Source organism: Streptomyces sp. H27-H5 (genome assembly GCF_026627505.1).
GTDB lineage: Bacteria > Actinomycetota > Actinomycetes > Streptomycetales > Streptomycetaceae > Streptomyces.
Map to the genome: position 1 here is coordinate 1 of NZ_JAPNLK010000112.1, position 21,929 is coordinate 21,929.

The following is a 21,929-nucleotide window of genomic DNA, read 5'->3' on the forward strand; positions in this document are numbered from 1 at the left end:
CTCACTCACCAGAAAGGTGCCCCACTCTGCGTCCCCGATTCGTTCCAGACACTCGAATCATCGCAGGCCAGGGCACCTTTCGTGCTACCGGTCCCACTCCAGGGCGAATTCAGCTGAATGCCCGAGGCTGGCTGGACGGCCGCGCGGCCATCGCGTACGGCTGGCACGCGGACACCACCATGCTGACCCACTTCCTGCGCAGAAACGCGATGGAGACCTGCGGCGTGCGCATGGTGACCGGCGAGATCCTCGGCGCCCGCCGCGACGAGAACGGCATGCTGACGGCCCTGCGCACCACCCGGGGAGACCTGACGGCCGACTTCTTCCTGGACTGCACCGGCTCCGACAGCCTGGTCCTGGCCGGCATCCTCGGCGAACCCTTCACCGGCGCGGCCGACCGCCTCCTCGCCGACAGCACGTTGTCCCTCACGCTTCCGCACGACAGCGAGCTGCACGGCGTCGAGCCCCACACCACCGCCACCGCCGTCGCGCACGGCTGGACCTGGCGCCGCCCCCTGGTCGGCCGCCAGGGCGCCGGGCTCGTCTACGCGAGCGCCCTGACCACCCCCGGCGAGGCCGCCCGGAGTCTGCGCAGGGCCCTGGGCCTGCCCCACGACCGTGCGGAGCCGACCCCTACCGCCCTCCGGGTCGGTCACACCCGGCGCGCCTGGGTCAAGAACTGCGTGGCCCTCGGCGAAGCCGCCTGGTTCGCCGACCCGCTGGCCGACGACCAGCGCGTCACGCTCGACCTCCTGGACCGGCTGATCCGGGACTTTCCGTCCCTCGACACCCGCGAAGCCGCCGCGAGCCGCTTCAACCGGGCGGCCGCCGACCACTACCGGGCCGCCCTCGACCTGGCCCGGCTCCGCTTCGCGGGCTCACCCCGCACCGACGCCTCGTTCTGGACCACCCAAGGCGCCCTTCCCCTCCCCGCCGAGCTGCACGCCGTCGTGGAAGCCCACCGGGCCGGCCTCTCGGTCACCCCGAACGAGGCTCCCCTGCGCACCCTCCTGACCGCCCTGACCCCCCACACCGCGGCCCCGCCCCCGGCCCTGATCCACCATCCCCACGCCCTGCGGACCGCCGAGGACCACTTCGCGCGCATCAAGCGCCACCAGCGCGTCCTCGGGGAAACCCTCCCCGACGCCCACACCTACCTCGCCCGACTGCACGCCCGAGCCCCGCACACCCCGCGCGGCAACAGCACGATCACCGCGATGTGGACCGGCGGCGACCTGCCGTGAACCAACAGGGCTCCACTGTTCTGCTGCGCGCGCATCACTCTGCGGCTCCTGCCGGAGGAGGCGGTGCGCCAGGTGAAGCCCTTGGCCGCTCCCGCGGCGGGGATGGCCCGTCGGCTCAGGAATCAAGCACGGCGGCGATGGCTTCGATCTCTACGAGCTGGCCGTCATAGCCGAGCACGGTGACACCCATCAATGTGCTGGGCACGTCGTGGTCACCGAACGTGTCCCGGACAACCTCCCACGCCGTCACCAGGTCCTCCCGCCGGTGAGAGGCAACGAGAACACGGGTGCTGATGACATCGTGCAGTGACGCGCCCGAGTCCTTCAGAGCGGTCCGCATGTTCTCCACAGCCCTGGCCGCCTGCCCCGCGACGTCCCCGATCGCCGCAGTGGAGCCATCCTCATTCAGAGGACACGCTCCGGCCAGGAAGATCAGCCGCGACTCGGCCGGGGCCGTGGCCGCGTAGGCGTACTCCGCGACATCGGACAGGGAGGCAGAGCGAATCAACGTGACAGCACGCGGCACGGGCTTCCTTTCGCAGCAGTTCCGGGACAGTCACGACCTTCTCAAAGGTCGCCTCCGCGTTCGACACATTTCCCGGCCCGTCGACTCCCGTGATGGGGCCACGGCACTACCGGGGGTCTTTCCCGGAGATGACGAGGGCGAGCGCGGCGGCCACGGTGTCGTGCAGCGTCTCGGCCACGGGTACGCCGTGGCGGCGGGCGACATGTACGAGGTAGCGGTTCCGTTCGGGGTTGGGGCAGTCGGGCGGGCAGCCGAGGACGGCCCGGCCGGTGGCGACGTCGAGACCGAACTCGACGTTGGTGGTGAACCCGGGAAGCGACACGACGTCGCGGGGGATCCAGAAGAGGATCGCGTCGGCATGGCGGCGGGCGTCCGTCTCCCAGTCGACCTGGTCGTCGTAGTGTGCGGCGCGGACACCGCCCCGGGACTCGGGGTTCAGGACGGTCAGCGGCTGCCGGCCGGTCCACTGGGCCGTGAGCTCGCCTATCGCGTCGGGCCGCCAGGAAGGAACGGGGCCGTCGGCGCGCGGGGTGGGCCCGGCGAGGAAGACGCTCGGCCCGCCGGCGGGGAGCGGTTCGCGGGCGTAGACGAGGTTCGGGGTCACGGTCATCGGGTTCCTCCGGTGTCCTGCGGGGTCCAGGGCAGTGGCAGTCGCTCGTGGGTGGCGCGGGGCACGACGTGGACATGGAGGTGGAAGACGGTCCGCGTGGCCGCCGCCCCCTTCGACGTGATGCTGCTCGCGGTCGGGTACGGGGCCATCAGCTCGGCAGCGCGGTGCATCACGGTTGCGGTCACCCCCGGATCCTCTCCCGCGTCCCGGACGTGTATGCGAGGCATGACCAGGACATCGTCGAAGTGAACCCCGCCCGAGCGCGGGCGGACCGCAACGGCGCTCTCCTCGGGCCGTCTTCCCCGGGCCGTCCTCCCCGCGCGCGGCCGACCGAGGCGTACCGTCCGGATGTCGAGAGGCTCACGACTTCGGGGGGTGGACCGCTGTGCCGCGTCCGCACAGAATGCGTGTGGGGTGTGCACCGTTTGCGCCCCATTCGCCTGTGTGGAGGGGGAGTTGATGTTACGTACCGTGACAACGGTGGCTCTGACGGTGGCGCCGCTGCTACCGCTGGGGCCCGCCGAAGGTGCCCAGGGCGCGGCCCGGGCCGGCCTGGTGATGTACGAACTGCAGCCGCCGGAGGGTTACTCGTCCACGGTGGCCGAGCTGTTGAGCGAGGCCGGACACGCCGTGGGCTCGGCGCGCGACGCCCGGGGCGAGAAGTACGTTCCCGTCCGGTGGGAGCCCAACGGCACGGCCACCCCACTCAGCGGCCTCGGCGGCGACTGGATGTGGGCGAAGGCCATCAACGACGACGGGATCATCGCCGGAACCGGGCAGCGCGGGCGTTGCGCTGCCCGGAACGCCACCCTCCTCCCCGATGAGAAGCCCGGCCGGGTGCTGAAGAACTCCCTGGCGCAGACGATCAACAACGCCGGCCAGATCCTCGGCAGCGCCGAATACTGGGACGTCCCCACGCGCGCGGTCATCTGGCGTTAGGCCGTCTCTTTCGGATCTTGCCGACAAGATCCGAAAGAGACGACCAAGACCGGCGGCCCGCCACCGTGCTGCCGAGGCGTCAACCGGCGGCCGGCCCGCACGCGCCCCCGGAAGCTCACTCTTCGGCGATCCACCGGGCGAGGGAGACCAAGGTGGCTTCGACGCTGGTCGTCATGTAGTCGCGGAGTGCGTCGAGGTCGCCGCGGGTGGTGCCCAGCACCGGGTCGAGGCGCAGGAGTTGCCAGGACTGCTCGACGACGGTTCCGCGCCCCTGGGGGTCGAAGGTCCAGCTCCACCGCACGATGCCGTCCTCGGCGCCGCCGACCACGAAGGCGAAGGCGCTGCCGGGGTCGGCTCGTACGACCTGGGAGCGGGTGGTCCATTCCCTGCCGTCCTTGCGATTGCGGCCGCTGAACCAGGCGCCGGCCCGAGGACCGGCGCCTTGGTCGAACGTGACGTCGGTCGCGTTGGGGCTCCAGCGGTCGATCGCGGACACGTCACTGACCAGGTCGTAGACCCGGGCGGGCGCGGCATCGACCCATGCGCGTCTGGTGAAGGCGTAGGCCGACGCGTTCAGGGTCTCGAAGAGGTCGTGTTCGCTGGTGGTAGCGCTCAAGGCGTTCTCCTGGGTGCGTGCACTGGGTGCGTATGGGACGGGGTGCCGGGTCGGCGACACCCACGTCATCACCGGTCGTGCCGGGGAGCCAGACCCACTGATGCCTATCCACGGCTGGGGCAGGCTGCGCGTTTCGAGTCGGCCCATACTCGGATCCATGACCGGAAAATCGCAGCTCGGGGACTTCCTGCAGGCGCGGCGCTCCCAGCTGCGCCCCGAGGACGTCGGGGTGCCCACCTATGGGGAGCGCCGACGTGTACCGGGGCTTCGGCGCGAGGAGTTGGCACTGCTGGCGGGGGTCAGCGCCTCTTACTACACGCGCCTGGAACAGGGGCAGTCGCTGAGCGCGTCGTCCGAGGTACTGGACGCGATCGCCGGGGCTCTGCGGCTGGACGACTCCGAGCGGCGGTACCTGCACGACCTGGTCCGGGCGGACAAGCGTCGCACGCAGGGCCGGCGGCCCGCGCCGGAGCGAGTGACGGAGGCGACGGCCCAGTTGCTGGACGTGCTGGCCGACGTCCCCGCGATCGTACTCGGCCTGCGCAGTGACGTACTGGCGTGGAACCGCCTGGGTCACGCGCTGTTCGCCGGGCACCTGGACCGCGGCGCCCCGGACCTGCCGGGGCAGCGCCCCAACATGGCCAGACTGGTGTTCCTCGACTGTCACACCCGCGACCTCTACGCGGACTGGCCGAGCAAGGCCAGGGCGGTGGTGGGGAACCTGCGCGTGGTGGCGGCCCAGCACCCGCAGGACACCGCGTTGCACGCGCTGCTGGGTGAACTGAGCGCCAAGAGTGCGGAGTTCTCCTCGATGTGGGCCGATCATCGGGTCAGGGAGTGCACCGTCGCCACCTACGAGATGCGGCACCCGTTGATCGGCCCGCTGACCGTCGTCCAGCAAACCATGAGCCACGGGGCGGGCCCCCACACGGTGGTCGCCACCACGGAGGCGGGCTCGCCCTCGCGGGCCGCGCTGGCCCTGCTCGCCCAGACCATCACCCAGGACACCGTCGCGGCCGACCCGGTGCGGAGGGGGCCCCGGGCCGGCACTGCCTGACCTCGCACCACATCACCGGGCGCTCCACCGACGACGGCGGGCACCCGTCCCCACCCGGTACGGCCGACGACCGGTCGCTCGGCCGGTCACTCGGCTTGTCACTCGGCCCGTCATTCGACCGATCCTCGCCGGGAGCAGTTCCGGGGCCACATGCCCCCGAGCCGACCCCCATCCACCCGTCCCACCCCGCCCGTGCGTTGGCGAATCGCTGCCGCATGCCCGAAACCAGTGAAGGAACCATGTTCAAGAAACTCTCCCGGTCCGCCGTGTCGACGGCCGTCCTTGTCGCGGCAGCCGCCGTGGCGCTCGCTCCGACGCCGGCATCGGCGGCGGCTCCTGCATCGGTATCGGCCGCGCCCGCCCCCCTGAGCCACGCCCGGATCGCCGCGCATTTCGACCTGTCCAAGGGACAGACGCCGGAGAACCTCGCCCTGGCACCGGACGGCGCCGCGTACGTCACCTTCGCCAAGGCCCGCCAGATAGCCGAGATCGCCCCCGACGGCACCACCCGGATCCTCGCCACCCTGCCCAAGCCCGCCGACGGCGGTATCCACACCCCGGCCCTGGGCTTCCCGCTGACCGTCGGAATCGTCCGTGCCCACGACGGCACCCTGTACTTCCTGTACGCCACCGGCACCCCCGACCTGACCGGCGTGTGGCGGCTTCGCCCCGGCGGCCAACCGCAGCGGATCGCCGCACTGCCCGCGGGCGGCCTGCCCAACGGCCTGGCCCTGGACCCGCGCACCTGCACCCTCTACGTCACGGACTCCGTGCTCGGCACCATCTGGCGCGTGCCCACCACGGGCGGCACCCCCACCGCCTGGTCCACCGCACCCGAACTGGCCCCCGCCGGCTTCCTCGGCGCCAACGGCCTGAAGATCCACAACGGTGCGCTCTGGGCCACCAACCTCGACAAGGGCACCGTGCTGCGCATCCCCGTCCTCCCGGACGGTCGCGCCGGCCGAGTCCGGACCAAGGCCACCGGCCTGCCGGGGATCGACGACTTCGCCTTCACCGGCCGCGGCGATCAGCTGCTGGCCACCCTCAACGGCCCCGGTCAGGTCGCGCTCGTCCAGCCCGACGGCAGCCACTCCATCGTGCTGAGCCAGGCCGACGGCCTGCAGAACCCCACGGCCATCGCCCTGCGCGGGACATCCGTCTACGTGACGAGCGCCGCCTACGTCACTGCCCAGGACCCCAACCTGCTCCGCGCCCACCTGAACCGCTGAGCGTCACGGGCACCGGCCCGGCGAGGAGATGTACCGGCGGCTCGTCCCCGAACGACCGCGTACCCGTCGACGGCCCGCCCCGTCACGCCACCCCGCGCACTCGAAGGCCGGCGCACTCGCCCCCCCCGCGTACCTCCCGCCCGCCCACCGAACGGAGAAGCACCATGCAGGACACCCACGAGATCACCCTGGGCGATGTCACCATCACCCGGATCGAGGAGATGCACGGGATGATCATGCCCACGGACCAGTTCTTCCCCGACCTGCCCGAGCAGGCATGGAAGGACCAGCGCGCCGTGCTCGTGCCCGACCACCTGGGCGCCGACGACGCCATGGTCCATGTGGCGATGCAGACCTGGCTGCTGCGCAGCGAGGGCCGCACCATCCTGATCGACACCGGCGTCGGCAACGACAAGGCCCGCCCGGCCGTCGCCGCGTGGGACCACCTGCGGCTGGACTACCTCGGCAACCTCGCACGCGCCGGTGTGCGGCCCGAGGACGTCGACTTGGTGATCAACACCCACCTGCACGTCGACCACGTCGGCTGGAACACCCGCCTGATCGACGGCGACTGGGTACCCACGTTCCCGAACGCCACCTACCTGATGCCCAAGGCCGACTTCGAGTTCTGGAACCCGGCGAACAACCCGGACATCACCGGCGGCGTCAACGAGAACGTCTTCGAGGACAGCGTCGCCCCCGTGCACGCCGCGGGCCAGGTGCGGCTGTGGGAGGAGGGCCACACCATCGACGGCAGCCTGCGTCTGGAAGCAGCCCCCGGCCACACGCCCGGATCCAGCGTCGTCACGCTGACCTCCGGCAGCGACCGGGCCCTGTTCGTGGGCGACCTGATGCACACCCCCTTGCAGGTCACGCATCCCGACCACAACAGCTGCTTCTGCCAGGACCCGGCACAGTCCCGCAGCACCCGCCGCAGGCTCCTCGGCCGGGCCGCTGACACGGGCGCCCTCGTCCTGCCCGCCCACTTCAGCGGCCACAGTGCCCTGGAGGTCGAGCACCAGGGCAGCGGTTTCGCGATCAAGAAGTGGGCGCCGATCATCCGGTACTGACCCCGATTCCAGCTCGCCGCCGCTCCGGCCACCCCGGAGCGGCGGCACCCACATGAGCAGCCGGCAACCGGCAGCCGGTGACCGGCCATCAGGAACCGGCAACCAGCAACCAGGAGAGCAGAGATGACACCCGCCGATCCCACCACCGTCACCACCACCTCAGGCCCTGTCCGCGGTCGCCGCCACGAACACGGGACCGTCTTCTTCGACGTGCCCTACGCCGCACCGCCCGTCGGCCGCGAACGGTTCGCCGCGCCGACCCCGCACCAACGGTGGACAGGGATCCGTGACACCACGCGGCCCGGACCGACCGCGCCCCAGCCCGCCCGGGACTCCTTCGGCACACTCGACATGTCGCCCTACTTCGGCCCGGGTTGGCAGCGCGGCGACGACTACCTCACCGTCAACATCTGGGCCCCGCAGCCGGAGGGGACGCCCCGACCGGTGATGGTGTTCGTACACGGCGGAGGGTTCGTGGCGGGTTCCCACCGCGCACCGCTCTACGACGGCACGGCCTTCGCCCGCGACGGCGTCGTGCTGATCACCGTGAACTATCGCCTGGGCATCCCCGGCTTCCTGCACCTGCCCGACGCCCCGGACAACCGCGGCATGCTCGATGTCCAGGCCGCCCTGCACTGGACCAGGGAGAACGCCGCCGGCTTCGGCGGCGACCCCGAGAACGTCACGCTCTTCGGCCAGTCCGCCGGAGCCATCATCGTCGGCGGCGTCCTCGCCGACCCGGCCTCGACAGGCCTGTTCCGACGGGCGATCATCCAGAGCGGCAGCGGCACCGGCGCCTTCACCCCCGACCAGGCCGGCATCGTCACCGCGGCCGTCGGACGCGGGCTGGACCTCGAACCCACCGCCAAGGCCCTGGCCGACGTACCCGACGAGCACCTCGTCGCCGTCACGGCCGGCCTGACCGGCCTGGACCTGCGCACCTCCACCCACCACGACCCGCTCGGCGGGATCACCTCCTTCAGCCTGGTCGGCGAGCACCAGCCGGCCACCGCGGTCGCCGCCGGCCAGGGCAGCGAGATCGACCTGCTGATCGGCGCCAATCGCGACGAGGGCGCCCTCTACCTGGCCCCGCTGGGACTGCTCGCGAGCACCACCGATGCCGATGTCCGCGACACCGCGGCAAAGTTCCACCAGGACCCCGACGAAGCCGTCCGTGCCTACCGGACGCGGCACCCCGCCGCCTCAGCCGCCGACCTGCGCACCGCCATCCTCGGCGACGGGCTGTTCACGGACGGCACCCGGCGGATGGCCGCCGCCCACGCGAGCGCCGCGACCGGAAGGACGTACTGCTACGCATTCGACTGGCGCTCCGACGCGATCGACGGGCAACTGGGCGCCTGCCATGTCATGGAACTGCCGTTCGTCTTCGACTGCCTGTCCCTGCCATCGCTGCGCGGCCCCCGAGGGCTCCTCGGCCACGCCGAACCGCCCGCCCCACTCGCCGCGCGCATGCACCACTCGTGGACACGGTTCGCCGAGACCGGCAATCCCGGCTGGCCCGTCCACGAACCGGCCGGGCGCCACATCCAGCACCTTGGCGCCGCCTGACCGCCTGACCGCCTGACCGCCTGACCGCCAACCGCGGGGGCCGCGCCGCACCCGGCGTACCGGCGGTCCGTGTACCGGCGGTCCGTGTACCGGCGGTCCGTCCGGCGGCGCCGATCAGCACCTCCGCTCCGCCTGCGGCACTCCCACCTGCCCGAGGCGGACCACCTGCCCGAGACGGACTACTTGCATCGTCCCTTCAGGCCTATGGCTGCTGCACAAGGCTCCGCGGGTCGGCCGGGCGGGGTACGAAGACCGGGGAGTCCGACTGGTAGAAGAGGTCGATGTCGGCCTCCTCACCGCCGACGATCAGTGTGTCCCAGGCTCCGCTCTCCCGCAGGGTGCGGAGGGTGGCCGGGGAGATGGACGCGAGGTGGGAGCGGAGTTCTTCGTCGGTGGGCAGGCCCGGCAGCCGGGGCCCCAGCCGGTCGCGGATCCCCGCCATCCGGTCCAGCAGCGCCTCCAGGTCGCTCCCGTCCGCGGTGCGGGAACCGGCCCCCGCCCCGGTCCCCGCGCCCACCCCCGCCTCCGCGCTGCGCGCGATGATGTCCCGGATGGCACGGGTGACGCCCTGGTCGTCCGTGGTCACCATGGCGTTCCAGGCCCGGCTCTTGTGCCGGTACTGGAGCATCGACATCGCCGCCTCGTGTCGGATGAAGTCGGCGTCCCGCAGCGGCTTCCCCTGCCAGGCACGGCTGAGCGACCGGGCCAATGACGTGGCCGAGGCAAGGCCGCTGTTGAGGCCGCGACCCGGCCAGAAGTGGATGGCGTTGGCCGCGTCCCCCAGCAGGAAGCCGTAGGTGCCGGGGCTGGTCGCGGTGGGCCGGTGCAGCTGTGCGGTGAATCGCGGGCGCTGCACCATGTCCAGCCGGAACGAGGTGATCGCCGACAGGTCGTCCTCGGTCACCCCGAACAGGCTGAGGCCCTGCCGGATCTCCTTCCACAGCGGCGAGCTGCGCAGCAGGGCGGGGAGGAAGAGGGTGCCGTGGGTGGGGCAGCGGAACTCGTTGTCCTCCTCCTGCCGGCTCATCAGGCAGGGGCGGGCGGCGATGCACTCCTCGAAGACGTGGCGGATCGGGTCGATGCCGATGACGCTCTTGGCCTCCTCCCGCGTCAGCCGCATGTTCAGGAAGCCCTCGCCGCGCAGCGAGTTGAGCAGGAAGCGGTTCTGCGACACGGTGAGCAGCACGCTCATCGGGTCCGGCAGCCTCGACTTCACCCGCAGCCCCAGGACGACGTCCTGGAGGTGCTCACCGTCGAGGGAGTAGATCGAGGCGTCGGCCGCGCCGAAGCGGTCGGCGTAGTGCTCACGCGTGCGGGAGCGGCCGCCCTCGCAGACCACCAGGACGTGCTCCTGCGTGAGCCGGTTCTGCTGCTCCGTCACGTCGAAACGCCGGGCAACGAGTCGGATCGCCGCCCTCTGGTTGGCCAGTTCCAGCAGCCGGTCCTCGATGTGGGCGATCCGGATGTTGCGGGGCGGCCGGCCGTCGACCGAGTCCGGGCCGACGGGCCACATCTCCGAGTAGGCTCCGCCGTCGTCGAACAGCGCGGAGAGCACCTCCTCGGACAGGGCGAGGTACTGCCGGCTCTGGACGGTCACCACCTGTTGGCGACGGAAGTTGCCCTGTGTCTCGTCCTTCCAGACGACCGAGGAACCCTTCCTGGCCCAGCGCCCGTCGTAGAGGGTGATGGCGGTCCGCCCGGGCAGCATCTCATCGAGGGCCAAGGCGAAGGCGAGGCCCACCGGGCCACCGCCGGTGATGGTGACCCGCAGCATGCCGGGGTCCGCGGTGCCCGCCCGGGGGACGTCCAGAAGGGAGAGGTCCATGACCGTCTCCAGGGCGTCCTGCGCCTCGTACAGGAACGTTTCATCACCGATACGGACGCAGTCGTTCGGACGCAGGACGTGACGGGTGACCCGCTGGTCGTTGACAAACGTGCCGTTGCGGCTCTCCCGGTCGTACAGGACGAACCCGGCGTCCTCCGTGAGGATCTCGGCGTGCAGCCGGGAGGCGTTGGGGCTGACGATCACGATGCTGTTGTCGCTCTTGCGCCCGAAGCTGAGGGGCTCGCTGCCCAGAACCACGCTCTGTCCGGTGAACGGACCCGTGCGCCCGACGATGACCGATGGCACTCCACACCCCTTGAAACGACGCTGCTGATTGTTCGTACGACAGCAACACGTCATCGAGAACGTGTTCGGTTCAATCATTTTCTTGGAATCTTTTGAGTCATGCTGAACCAGGGGCCCGGTCCGTACGTGGTGGGTGCGTCGGCCGGCGACAAGAGGAGAACCGCCCCCATGCACATCGAGGAAACCGAGACCGTGATGGAGACCGCGCTCGCGGCCACCACTGCGGCGACCAGGCCGGATACGGCCACCACCGCGTCCACGACCGAGGTCACGACCGAGGCCACGATCGCTTCCACGACCGGGGCTACCACCCGAGGCACGGCCGCCACCGCTGCCACACCCGCACCGGGCCCGGCGGGTGGGGAGCGGCTGATCGCGGGCCGCTACCGGCTGCTGTCCCGCCTCGGCGAAGGAGGCATGGGCACCGTGTGGCGGGCCCGCGACGAGACTCTCCACCGGGAGGTCGCCGTCAAGGAGGTGCGGGCCCCGGCCGGTCTGCGGGCCGAGGACGTCGCGCGGATGTACAGCCGGCTGGAACGTGAGGCGTGGGCGGCGGCCCGGATACCCGACCGCAACGTGATCACGGTTCACGACGTGGTCATGGAGGACGATCGGCCCTGGATCGTGATGGAACTGGTCCAAGGCCGGTCGCTGGCCGAACTCCTGCGGGACGAGGGGCCGCTCACCCCCCGGCACGCCGCGCGCATCGGCGCCGACGTGTTGAGCGCGCTGCGGTCCGCGCACGCCGTCGGGGTGGAGCACCGCGACGTCAAGCCGGCGAACGTGCTGCTCGCCGAGGACGGACGGGTGGTGCTCAGCGACTTCGGCATCGCCGTGGTCGAGGGCAGCACCGCGCTGACCATGACCGGCGAGCTCGTCGGCTCCCCCGAGTACCTGCCGCCGGAGCGGGCGCTGGGCCGCCCCTCGGGCCCCGAGTCGGACCTGTGGTCGCTCGGCGTCATGCTGTACGCGGCGGTGGAGGGCATCTCCCCGTTCCGGCACGCCACCGCGCTGAGCACCCTGCGGGCCGTCGTGGACGAGGAACCGCCGGTGCCGACCCGCGCCGGCCCTCTCGCCCCGGTCATCGCCGGGTTGCTCCGCAAGGAACCCGCGGAACGCACTCCCGCCGCCGAAGCCGCCATGGCCCTACGGGACATCGCCCACGAGCCCGGCGCCACGACGACCGCCGCCCCCATCCTCCCGACCGCCACGACACCCGTCCCCACGGCGAAAGCCGCCACCGCGGCGACCCTGACCGCCACGAACGAACCCACGGCCGCGACCGCGCGCACTGCCACCACCGCAGGCACTGCCACCACCGCAGGCACCGCCACGACCGCAGGCACCGCCACGACCAAGTCCGACACCACGACCGCGCCCGAGACCACCTCGGAACCCGTGACCGAGGGGCCCGCCCGAGTCGAAGCCGCCGAGGCGCGTGCGACTTCCGCCGAGCCCCGCAAGCCTCGTACGGCGCTCCTCGTCGCGGCCGGCGTGGCGGCCTGCGCACTGACCGCGGGCGGGTTGGCCTACGCGCTGTCCGGCAACGACGCGGACACCGCCACCGGTTCGGGCGTACGGATGTCGGTGGCGGGTGCGAACACGACGTACACCGGCAGCTGCCCGACCCCCGAGGGCCGGGCCCCGGCGTTCACCGCGACCTTCACCGCATCCGAACCGACGCTGATCTCCTACCGGTGGGTGTCCGGTGACGGCTCGGTGGTGGATCCGCACTGGCGCACCCTGTCCATCGGCGACAAGGCCAACCCGACGGGCCACGACACCGTACGCCTGACCACCTACACGAAGGCGGGCACCCTCACCACGGGCATGGCCGTGGAACTCCAGAGCCCCACCCGCACCCTCTCCAACCCGGTGCCCTTCTCGATCACCTGTACCGGCTGATCCCCCAGGAAGCGGAGTCGCGGAGGGGCGGCTGAAGGCGCTGATGACCATGCGTGCGGTTGGTGGCCGGGATGCCTAGTGCTGTGACCGCAACTGTCCGAAGGAGATGTTCCGCAGGGCCGGCCCGGTAAGCACGTCTTGAGGAACTCCAGAGCTACGGCGGTCGCGGACCGTCGGCGGGTCCGGTGCGGGTGGAAGGGCTTCAGTCCCGCACCGGCGTCTTCGCTCTGGAAGGCCGCGTGGTCCACGAGGCTTTCCCCTGTCCGGAAGGGTGCGGTGGCCGGCAGGAGGCCGGGGGCCGCCAGTCCGAACCTGCTCCTGCGGCCCTCATCTGCTCTTGGTGTGCCCGGGCCGTGGCCATCAGCGCGTCCAGAGTGTCCCTGGTCCGCAGGAGTTCGGCGATGTGCGCGGAGAGCCGCTCGCGCTCCAGTGCCATCCGCTCCAGCGCGGCGTCGGAGTGCTCTTCACTGGGCGCATCGATGCAGGGCATCAGCTCGGTGATGGTGCGACTGGACAGGCCCGCGGTGTACATCCGCTGGATGAAGGCGATCCGCTCCACCTCGGCCTCCGTGTAGTGCCGCTGCCCGCCGGCACTACGCGTACTGGTGAGCAGCCCCTGCTCCTCGTAGTAGCGCACGGACCGGACGCTGACTCCGGCGCGTGATGCGAGCTCCCCGATCCGCATATGACCCTCCCGGCGAAAAATTGTGTCGTAGACCCTTGCCTCTGACATCGATGTGAGGTTTTAGCGTAGCTGTTGTACCCGAACCGCGGGCACAACAGCTGCGAAGGAGTACAGACATGACGAGTCTGTTCACCAGTTACCGACTCGGCGGCCTCACGCTGCCCAACCGGATGGTCATGGCCCCGATGACCCGCGGCCGCGCCGCGGCCGGCGGCCTGGCGACCCCTTCCATGGCGACCTACTACGCCCAACGGGCCACGGCCGGACTGATCGTGAGCGAAGGGGTGCAGCCCAGCCTGATCGGGCAGTCCAACCCGGGCACACCGGGACTGCACACCGACGAACAGGTCGAGGCATGGCGCCCCGTGACCGCCGCCGTCCACGCCAACGGAGGACGCATCTTCGCCCAGCTCATGCACGGAGGCCGCGTCTCGCACCCCGACACCACCGGCCTCCAGCCGGTCGGGCCGTCCGCGGTCCCCGCCGTCGGCGACGTGTTCACCCCCACCGGGCCGCAGCCCGCCCCGATGCCGCGAGCGTTGGAGACCACCGAAGTGCCCGAACACGCCCGGTCCTACGCCCGAGCCGCCCGCCGCGCCGTGGAGGCGGGCTTCGACGGAGTGGAACTGCACGGTGCCAACGGCTATCTGATCTCACAGTTCCTGTCATCCAACGCCAACCTGCGCACGGACCGCTACGGCGGCACGATCGCCCACCGCATCAGGTTCGCCGTCGAGGCCGTCGCCGCCACCGTCGAGACCGTCGGCGCGGAGAGGACCGGCCTGCGGCTCTCACCGGGCGGGACCTTCTGGGGGGTGGAGGAGAGCGAAGTCCGTGACCTCTACACCGCACTGCTCACCGAACTGGACCCCCTTGGACTCGCCTACGTACACCTCGAAGCCACCAGCGACGAAGCCACGCTCGTCGCCCTGCGCCGTGCGTGGCAGGGCACGCTCGTGATGAACCCGGTGTTTCCGATGGGCCCCAAGCAGACCGGCAGGGAGGACGCCGACCACTGGCTCGACCTGGGCGCCGACCTCATCAGCTTCGGCCGAGCCTTCCTCGCCAACCCCGACCTGGTCGAACGATTGCGCGGCGGCCTCCCCCTCGCCCCCGTCGACGAGGCCACGTACTTCCAAGGCGGCGACACGGGCTACCTGACCTACCCGGCCCACCAATACGCGGCGTAACACCGAGCTGCTGCGGACAAGCAGGTCCACAGACGGTGAACAGCACGGGCGCCGTCCACGCGGCAGACGCGCGCCCCAAAAGGCGAGCGCCCCTCCGGTGGGAGGGGCGCTCGGATTGGAGTACGGGTACAGGCAGGTGGATCAGCCGCGCTGCACCAGGTGGTCGATCGAGAAGAGGAGATGGTCCTCGCCGTACTGGAAACGGCTGCCGAGGGCCTCGTACCGGGCGTACCGCTCCTCGGTGAGCGGCAGTTGCAGGACCTCCAGTGTCCGCAGGAACAGGCGGAACCCGAGGTCGGGGTCGACCCGGGTGACGACCTGTTCCAGCGCTCCCATCACCGCGGCACCCTCCAGGAGAAGGAAGGCAGGGCTGATCGCCTTGCCCGCCGCGAGGGGTGCCATGTCCCGGATCTCGCGGAGGACCGCGTCACCCGTGTCGGTGACGATGGCCGAGAGCGCCGGGAGGTAGGCGGGAGCGACCGCGGTCAGGTGCTCTTCGCACACGTCCACGACCTGCTCCAGCCACTCCCGGCCGCCGACCCCGAACTCGTCGATGTTGTAGCCCCGGTTCGTCGCCGCCAGCCACAGCACGGTGACGGTGTCGTCGGACAGCCCGGAGTCGAGCATCCGGCGAGTGTCCTCCCACAGGATGGCCGCCTCGGAGCCCGGAGGCCGCTCGTAGCCGTCGTATGTCACGGCACGGGCGACGGCCGCGCGGGGAGTGCGATGGTGCCACCCCGCCGTGAACAGCCTGGCGAGTTGGGAGAGTCCGAAATCCCCGGAGACGCCCTCCCGGCTGGTGCCGACCTGCGGCCAGATGATGTGCAGGCCGTCGTGGACGGCGCCCGGGGGGAAGCCGAACCGCCGGCCAAGCGCCAACAAGCGCTGGTACTGCTCGTACGGGACGGGCACGACGTGGGCCTTGAGCGCGCGGAGGAACAGCCGCATGCCGAGGTCACCGTCGGCACCCGTCACCACCCCTTCCAGGGCGTCGACCAGGTCCGGCAGCACCGACGCGCCCGAAAGGGCCGGGGCCGTGGCACGGAGTTCCGCCACGACCGCCTGGCACGGTCCCACGTCCCGCACCGGTCGCACCGGTGGCGGAGTGTAGGAGCGCTTGCTCCGCCGGAGCCGCGCCGTGGACACCTCCGAGATCCGCTCCAGCCATGCACGGCAGGTCATGCCGTGGTCGGCCGGGTCGAAGGCGTTGCCGGTGGAGGCCAACCACACCGTGCGGAGGGTTCGTTCCGGCAGCTCGGAAGCGAGCAGTCGGCGAGCGTCCTCACCCAGTTCGACGGCTTCCTCGCCCTCGGACCCGTCGGCGATCTCTTCCGCGCACGCCAGGGCGGCGGCCGGGCCGGCGTCGGAGCCGGGAAGGCCGAGGCGTTCGGTCAGGGCGGTCAGGCCGAAATCCGTTCCGTAGCCGAGCTCGTAGTACGCCGGACGTTCCTGGGTCATGGAGTCCCCGTCGGGAAGGCGGTCATGATGGCGAATCCACCGCGACCTTGACCGCTGTGGCCCGACACCTTCATCAGTTTCAGCGAGACGCTGTTACCGGCATTGGTTATCGTGACGCCGTCCGGGTGGTACGCCTTCCCCAGGGACGGATAGGCATTCCACGTCCCCGTGATCTCCAGGACCACCTCGCCGTCCCGTGCTCCGGCGACCTTCTGTTCGAACTTCTTCCACTTGACCTTGTCCAGGACCCTCTGGCCGCTCTTCACGGTGGTGAAGTAATCCGAGACGATGCGGTCGATGGCCTGCTGGGCGATTTCCGGGCTGGTGAACACCGAGTTCGGCACGCCCTTCCTCCTGGCCAGAGCGAACGCTTCGGCCGGAGTCGGGGCCACGTGCTCCGCGACCGCGTGCATCTCGCCGGAGTCCTTGTACTTCCTCAGACTCGGCAGGAGTTCGTCGCCGAGGTTGATGCAGTTGTGCACGAGCACGTCCGACGCCCGGGATCCTTCAGCGCGGACGTAGAAGGTGTGCAGACCGCCGACCGTGAGGTCGTAGACCTGCTGGGATGCCGCGTCGCTCTCGCCACCCACGCCCGCCACCGTGAGCAGCTCGCCGTTGGGGCGCAGCAGCCGGTCTCCCGTCCGCAGTTCCGAGGCGAGGACCCATCCGCGCTTCTCGGCGTAGATCTTGTGTCCGGGGGTGGTCTCCAGGCTGCTGCCGTCGGAAAGGCCGATGGTGACCAGGCCGTCGGCCGCGTGCTGGAAGGTGTCGGTGACCGGCTCGGAGCGGACCGTCCCGGTGGCCGGGTCGCCGGCCAGCACCGCGTCACCCACACGAAGCGAGCTGATCGGGCGATGCGACCCGTCTGCCATGAGCACAGGTGTGGCGGCAGGGAAGCTGTTGATCTTGCAGGCGGTGAGGGCCGCTTCGGCCATGTTGGCCTCGTACTCGATGGCTGCCAGGGCCTGCGGATTGATCCTCAGCCCCTTCAGCCCCCGCAGGGCGTCGGCGATGCCGATTCCGGTACGCATGGCGGCGTCGAGAGCGGTGATGCCCTCGGCGATGGGCCTGAGGATCTTCCCGGAGAACAGCAGGGCGACGTCCACAGCTGCCCAGGCACATCCGCCCAGGCTTCCGCTCTTACCGCCGGGCCACATCTGACCGCACTTGATCCAGTGCCCGAAGAGGATGTCGATCGGGTCGACGTTCGACTGGTACTCGCCGATCGTGATGGTGTGCGTGAAGTCCTGGGTCAGCTCGTCCGTCGGGTACTCGCCCAGATACACCGTCTCGCTCGCGGGACACGTGGCCTTCGACGGGTCCAGGACGTCCGCGGTGCACAGGTACAGATCGAGGTAGTCCTTGTAGTGGATCCTCACCGTCATCGTGCAGTCGCCCTTGTAGAAGAGGGCGTCGATCCAGCCTTCGCAACCGGCCGTCTTCTTCAGGGTCTGGGGTTCGCCGATCTGCTCGGTGCGGTCCTTCAGGTAGAACAAGTTGCCGATGGACCCACCGACCAGGTCGGGGACCGTTCCGGTGTTGATCTGCTTCGCCTTCTCGGCCTTCTCGGCCCTGTCAGCGGCTTCCTGGGCCTCCTTGGCGTACCTGTCCGCGTCCTTCGCGGCCTGTTCGGCCTCGGTCGCGGCGACGGCGGCGCGGTCGGCGGCCGCCCGGGCGCTCTTCGCGTCCTCTTCGGCTCGGGTCGCCGCAGCGCGGGCCGCTGCCGCGTCGAGGGCCGCCTGGTCGGCGGAGTCCCGGGCTGCCTTGGCGTAGCCCTCGGAGCGTCCGGCTGCCTGGTCCGCGGCCACGGCGTCCGCCGCGGCCTGACTGGCGAATTCGGTGCTGCGAGCCAGTGACGCGGCGGCCAGCGATGCCGACTTCGCGGCGTCGGCCGAGTAGCCGAGAGCCTCCTTGGCGTAGGTACGGGCGTCCGAGGCGTGCTTGGAGGCATTCGCCGCGTGCTCGTACGCGGCCTTCGCGTCGCCCTGCGCCTGGTCGGCGATGACCTTGGCCGAGGCGGCCTCCTCCTGCGCGTTCTTGGCGTGGGCGTCGGCGATGGCCCTCTGCTGTTCGGCGATGGTCTTCGATGCCTGCCCGGTCAGAACGACCAGACCGGCGGCCGAGTCGCTGCTGACGTAGGGCGAGCCGAGTTGGATGGCGTCGTTCGCGGGCTTGGCGACCTGTGCGGCTGCCTTGCCCGCGTCCACCGCGGCCTGGGCGGTCACGTAGGCGTATCCCGCCGCCTTGGCCGCTGCGGCCCGGGCCTTGCCGGCCTCCACACTCGCCAGGTCCGCCTGGGTCTTGGCCGTCTTGGCCTGCGCTTGCGCCTCGTTGGCCTGTGAGACGGCGGCCCTTGCGGAGAACGCGGCGCGCTCGGAAGCGGCGATCGCATCGGCGGTGGCGCTGGTCGCGGTCCTCACCGCGGCATCCGCCTTCAGCTTCTCGGCCTGGGCGGCGTCGGCGTCGGCGCGCGAGCGCTTGGCCGCCGATTCGGCGCGGGTGGCGGCCGCGTCGGCTTCGGAGGCGGCCTTCGTCGCCGCGTCGGCCTCGCCCCGCGCCCTGCCGGCCGCCGTCTCCGCCTCGGTGGCGTACTTGTCCGCCTGATCGGCGGCCGCGCGTGCGGCGACGGCCTCCGGGGCGGCATCGAGGGAGGCGGCGTAGGCGGCCTTGGCGTCCGCCTTGGCGCGCGCGGCGTCGGCCTTCTGCTCCGCTTCCCAGGCGTCGTCGCGCTTGGCCTTGGCAGTGTCGCGGGCCTTGAAGGCGCCGTTCCTGTGCTCGACCGCGGACGCCTCGGCGGCTTCGGCCTTGGTCCTGGCGTTGCTTGCCTTCGTCGCCTCCGCTTCCGCGTTCTTCTTGTGCTGGGCGGCTTCGGTCTGCTTGAGGGCCGCGGTTTCCTTCTCCTTCTTCGCCGTGGCCTCCTCGGCCTCGGCCGCGAGCCGCTTCGCGTGGGCGTTGGCGGCAGCCGCCTTCGCATCGGCCTCCGCCTTCAGCGCCTCACCGAGCTTCGCCTTCGCGGTGTCCGCTTCCTTCTTGGCGTTGTCCCGGTGCGTCTTGGCGGAATCCGCGGCGGCCTTCGCCTGGAGCTCGGCCGTGTGCGCGGCCTCCCGGCGGAACTCCGCCTTCGACTGCGCGGCCTGGGCCAGAGCGCGCTGCGCGATGGTGTCGCTGTCCGCGCCGGAGGCACGCGTGGCCGCCTCCGCGGTCTCACCCGCCTTCACCATCGCGTCCAGTGCCGCCACCGAACCCTTGGTGACCTGGGCCTTCTGCTGACCGACCAGCAGACCGCGGCCCCGCGGCGCACCGGCCGAGTCCGCGACGGCGTAGGCGGCCTGCTCGGCGGTGTCACTGGCGGTGGAGGCCTTTTTCGCCGCCGCGGCCTGAGCCTTCAGGACGTCGAGCTGCTTCTTGGCGCCCGCCTGGGCGTCCGTGACGGCCTTCTTGGCCTTGTCGAACTCCGCCTTGGCCGGCACGGAGCCGGTGTTGCCGGACGGCTTCACGTCGAACTGCTGCGGGCCTGCCGCGTTGCAGTCCCACAGCCGTGCGTCCTTGCTGTTGTCGTACGTCGGCAGGTCCACGCACTTGCCGGTGCCGACGTTCTTCAGCGCGGTGGTGGCGCGGAGGTTGAAGTCCCACGTCTGCGCCGGCGAGCTGTTGCACGTCGCGATCTGGATCTTGGTGCCGTTGGCTGCCTTGTTCCCCGCTACTTCAAGGCACTTGAAGGACTTGGTGTTCCGCACGTGCAGCCCGCGGTCGTCGCCGAAGAGCTGCCACGTCTGGGCCCCGGAGCCCGCGGTGCAGGTGTACACCTGCACGGGCGTGCCGTCGGCCGTGCCGCCGCCCTGTACGTCGAGGCACTTGCCGGCGGCGCCGTGCACCTTGATCGTCGTCGGGCTGTCGCCGACCGCCCCGACACCGCCGGGGGACCAGAAGTCCTGGAAGCGGGCGGCGTGGTCGGCCACCCACGAGTGACCCAGCAGTTCACCCAGCGCCTTGGCGCCCGTGGTCAGGGACGTGGTGGCGTTCTTGTTCGCCGCCAGGATCTGGTTCCGCTGCGTCTGCTGGGAGGCGATCTCCTGCTGCCACTCGGCGCCGGCGGCGGTGGTGATCGCGCCCAGCACCTTGGCCGGGTCCATCGGATCACGCCAGGCACAGGAGGCGAACCGGGTCTTGAGGTCCTCGACCGCGATGCGGTACTCCGCCGTGCCCGCCTCCGGCGCCGTACGGGGGAACCCGCCGGAAGCGAGGAAGATACGGGCGTTGTCCGCGCCCGTGGGCTCCAGCGACCAGTCGGTGAGGTGCTCGTACGCGTCGCGTTCCGCGATCGCGCGGATCCAGGCGTCCCCGGTGACCTGCTGGGGGTCGGGGTCCTTGCCGTAGAGGGGTGCGCCCAAGGACTTCACCGCCGAGACGGCCGCCTCGGACGCCTGGGGCGTGGGGTCCTCGTAGAAGTCACTCTCGGACGCCCAGAACCGGTCGGCGGTCCACTTGCCGAGCCCGGTCTGAGAGTAGAAGTCCTGCTTGCCGTCACCGGGAGAGCCCGGAGGCCAGTGGAAATCGGCATCGTTGATGCCGCCAGGAGTGGTCAGACCTTCCAGGGGCTTCTTCCACGTGTCCCGGAGGGAGTGGAGCGCCGTCAGGGCGCTGCTCGCCGCGTCCCGGTCCTTCTGGTACGCGGTCGCGAGCGGAGTCTCCTGCCAATGCTTCCGGTCGGCCAGGACGTGGAGCTTGTCCTGTGGTTGGTTGAGGCCGTCCTGAGCGACCTGCGCCATGGCCGGACCGCCCAGGCGCAGGACATCGGCCATCAGGCACTGGTCCTGCCGCCACTGCTCGGCGACCGTGTCGTCGAGCCAGTCCTCGGAGCTGCCGGCCGCGGCGGCGCGCAGGGCGTTGGCGCGGTCGAGCAGCGCGGGCTGGACGGCCAGGCTGCTCAAGACGGCCAGGGTGAGGACTGATACGGCAGCCGGTGGCAGAAGTGCGGACCTTCTCGGTCTGCGGGAGAAAAGCCCTGGTCTTGCGCTCAAGAGACCATTCCTTCGTGGTGAACGAAGGCGGCTGGAGGTTCCCGTCCGAGGAGGCGAAGGCGGTGCAGCCCGAATCGGCCCACTGCCCCGATGCCAGGACAGCGGGAAGCGGACGCTGCGGACCTATGCGGCGTTTCTGGTGAGCCGATGTCGCGGCATGCCGGAACCACCCTCCCCCGTGGGCGGCATTGTTCCCCCGACCGCCAGCTGGTGTGCGCGGCATGGCTGACGGGTCGTGTCCGCCGGTCGCGCGGCGCTCACTATAGACACAGGTCGAGGCACGGGAGCAAGGAAGTTGGGGCCGCATTCCGAGGCGGCATGGGGGCCAAGTGCCCTTCGGGCCCCGGGCGATGGTTTCCGCGAGCAGACCTGCGACCTCCACGTCCATCGCAGCAGCCAGACAGGAAGGCGATGCCATGCCCGCGGAGGTGTCGGTGACCCGCAGGCCGCCCCCGGCGACGAGATGGCCGAATGGCACTGGGCCGTGGAGCAGTCGCGACCCGTCACCCTCGCGTCGCTCCTGATGTGGGCGCGACACTTTGACGACAACTCCTAGTGTCCCGAGTCTCAGGAAATCCATAGAAGTATGCTGATCTCATGGCGCGCATGGGACGGCCGACGGCCGAGGTGGTTCTGACGGACGACGAGCGAGAGACGCTGCTGCGTTGGTCGCGGCGGG

General features: G+C 70.8%; 15 protein-coding genes and 1 pseudogene. 8 read left to right on the forward strand and 8 right to left on the reverse strand.

Features of this window, described 5'->3' with window-relative positions:
• Positions 1-149: 149 nt before the first annotated feature.
• On the forward strand, positions 150-1,244 hold the full coding sequence (locus tag OTB19_RS35905) for a tryptophan 7-halogenase (RefSeq protein WP_267802951.1): 1,095 nt from the start codon (positions 150-152) through the stop codon (positions 1,242-1,244).
• A 115-nt stretch (positions 1,245-1,359) separates the two neighbouring features.
• Here the strand turns inward: OTB19_RS35905 and OTB19_RS35910 are convergent, their stop codons facing one another.
• The 3 genes from OTB19_RS35910 to OTB19_RS35920 form a co-directional block, all read right to left on the reverse strand.
• Complete coding sequence (locus OTB19_RS35910; protein ID WP_267802938.1) at positions 1,360-1,770, reverse strand: RidA family protein; 411 nt, start codon at positions 1,768-1,770, stop codon at positions 1,360-1,362.
• A 106-nt stretch (positions 1,771-1,876) separates the two neighbouring features.
• Positions 1,877-2,380, reverse strand: a complete 504-nt coding sequence (locus OTB19_RS35915) for a nucleoside 2-deoxyribosyltransferase domain-containing protein (RefSeq protein ID WP_267802939.1) — start codon at positions 2,378-2,380, stop codon at positions 1,877-1,879.
• Positions 2,377-2,565, reverse strand: coding sequence for an HIT domain-containing protein (locus OTB19_RS35920; RefSeq protein ID WP_267802940.1), 189 nt, complete (start codon positions 2,563-2,565; stop codon positions 2,377-2,379). Before OTB19_RS35920 ends, OTB19_RS35915 begins: the two co-directional genes overlap by 4 nt.
• A gap of 295 nt (positions 2,566-2,860) precedes the next feature.
• Here OTB19_RS35920 and OTB19_RS35925 point away from each other — a divergent pair, with 295 nt between their 5' ends.
• Positions 2,861-3,319 carry a hypothetical protein gene (locus OTB19_RS35925; protein ID WP_267802941.1) on the forward strand — a complete coding sequence of 153 codons (459 nt, stop codon included), beginning with the start codon at positions 2,861-2,863 and terminating at the stop codon, positions 3,317-3,319.
• A 115-nt stretch (positions 3,320-3,434) separates the two neighbouring features.
• Here the strand turns inward: OTB19_RS35925 and OTB19_RS35930 are convergent, their stop codons facing one another.
• Positions 3,435-3,935, reverse strand: a complete 501-nt coding sequence (locus OTB19_RS35930; RefSeq protein WP_267802942.1) for an SRPBCC family protein — start codon at positions 3,933-3,935, stop codon at positions 3,435-3,437.
• A gap of 157 nt (positions 3,936-4,092) precedes the next feature.
• Here OTB19_RS35930 and OTB19_RS35935 point away from each other — a divergent pair, with 157 nt between their 5' ends.
• The 4 genes from OTB19_RS35935 (at position 4,093) to OTB19_RS35950 (ending at position 8,860) form a co-directional block, all read left to right on the forward strand.
• Positions 4,093-4,992: a helix-turn-helix domain-containing protein gene (locus OTB19_RS35935; protein WP_267802943.1), complete on the forward strand. Its 900-nt coding sequence runs from the start codon at positions 4,093-4,095 to the stop codon at positions 4,990-4,992.
• A 239-nt stretch (positions 4,993-5,231) separates the two neighbouring features.
• Positions 5,232-6,221: a hypothetical protein gene (locus OTB19_RS35940; protein WP_267802944.1), complete on the forward strand. Its 990-nt coding sequence runs from the start codon at positions 5,232-5,234 to the stop codon at positions 6,219-6,221.
• A gap of 164 nt (positions 6,222-6,385) precedes the next feature.
• A complete protein-coding gene (locus tag OTB19_RS35945) occupies positions 6,386-7,291 on the forward strand; it encodes an MBL fold metallo-hydrolase (RefSeq protein WP_267802945.1) in 906 nt (301 codons plus the stop codon).
• A 123-nt stretch (positions 7,292-7,414) separates the two neighbouring features.
• On the forward strand, positions 7,415-8,860 hold the full coding sequence (locus tag OTB19_RS35950; RefSeq protein WP_267802946.1) for a carboxylesterase/lipase family protein: 1,446 nt from the start codon (positions 7,415-7,417) through the stop codon (positions 8,858-8,860).
• Between the two features lie 202 nt (positions 8,861-9,062).
• Here OTB19_RS35950 and OTB19_RS35955 read toward each other — a convergent pair whose 3' ends face one another.
• A complete protein-coding gene (locus OTB19_RS35955; protein WP_267802947.1) occupies positions 9,063-10,991 on the reverse strand; it encodes an FHA domain-containing protein in 1,929 nt (642 codons plus the stop codon).
• A 168-nt stretch (positions 10,992-11,159) separates the two neighbouring features.
• On the opposite strand from OTB19_RS35955, the gene OTB19_RS35960 reads away from it, so the two are divergent.
• Entirely contained in the window at positions 11,160-12,896 is a 1,737-nt protein-coding gene (locus OTB19_RS35960; RefSeq protein WP_267802948.1) for a serine/threonine-protein kinase, read from the forward strand.
• A gap of 319 nt (positions 12,897-13,215) precedes the next feature.
• On the opposite strand, the pseudogene OTB19_RS35965 reads toward OTB19_RS35960, so the two are convergent.
• A pseudogene (locus OTB19_RS35965) lies at positions 13,216-13,581 on the reverse strand (MerR family transcriptional regulator); the annotation flags it as partial.
• Between the two features lie 116 nt (positions 13,582-13,697).
• Between OTB19_RS35965 and OTB19_RS35970 the strand changes: the two are divergent.
• Positions 13,698-14,771 (forward strand): alkene reductase, encoded by a 1,074-nt coding sequence (locus OTB19_RS35970; protein WP_267802949.1) that lies wholly within the window; start codon positions 13,698-13,700, stop codon positions 14,769-14,771.
• 141 nt (positions 14,772-14,912) lie between these two features.
• On the opposite strand, the gene OTB19_RS35975 is transcribed toward OTB19_RS35970, so the two are convergent.
• Positions 14,913-16,229, reverse strand: a complete 1,317-nt coding sequence (locus OTB19_RS35975; protein WP_267802950.1) for a hypothetical protein — start codon at positions 16,227-16,229, stop codon at positions 14,913-14,915.
• A complete protein-coding gene (locus tag OTB19_RS35980; RefSeq protein WP_267802952.1) occupies positions 16,226-21,031 on the reverse strand; it encodes a ricin-type beta-trefoil lectin domain protein in 4,806 nt (1,601 codons plus the stop codon). The genes OTB19_RS35975 and OTB19_RS35980 overlap by 4 nt, the downstream gene beginning before the upstream one ends.
• Positions 21,032-21,929 lie beyond the last annotated feature (898 nt).

Bases quoted from the DNA above. Each gene is read 5' to 3' on its own strand.
- OTB19_RS35915 (WP_267802939.1), bottom strand. From the start codon at position 2,380: ATGACCGTGACCCCGAACCTCGTCTACGCCCGCGAACCGCTCCCCGCC.
- OTB19_RS35935 (WP_267802943.1), top strand. From the start codon at position 4,093: ATGACCGGAAAATCGCAGCTCGGGGACTTCCTGCAGGCGCGGCGCTCC.
- OTB19_RS35940 (WP_267802944.1), top strand. From the start codon at position 5,232: ATGTTCAAGAAACTCTCCCGGTCCGCCGTGTCGACGGCCGTCCTTGTC.
- OTB19_RS35945 (WP_267802945.1), top strand. From the start codon at position 6,386: ATGCAGGACACCCACGAGATCACCCTGGGCGATGTCACCATCACCCGG.
- OTB19_RS35950 (WP_267802946.1), top strand. From the start codon at position 7,415: ATGACACCCGCCGATCCCACCACCGTCACCACCACCTCAGGCCCTGTC.
- OTB19_RS35960 (WP_267802948.1), top strand. From the start codon at position 11,160: ATGCACATCGAGGAAACCGAGACCGTGATGGAGACCGCGCTCGCGGCC.
- OTB19_RS35970 (WP_267802949.1), top strand. From the start codon at position 13,698: ATGACGAGTCTGTTCACCAGTTACCGACTCGGCGGCCTCACGCTGCCC.
- OTB19_RS35975 (WP_267802950.1), bottom strand. From the start codon at position 16,229: ATGACCCAGGAACGTCCGGCGTACTACGAGCTCGGCTACGGAACGGAT.
- OTB19_RS35980 (WP_267802952.1), bottom strand. From the start codon at position 21,031: ATGGCCGATGTCCTGCGCCTGGGCGGTCCGGCCATGGCGCAGGTCGCT.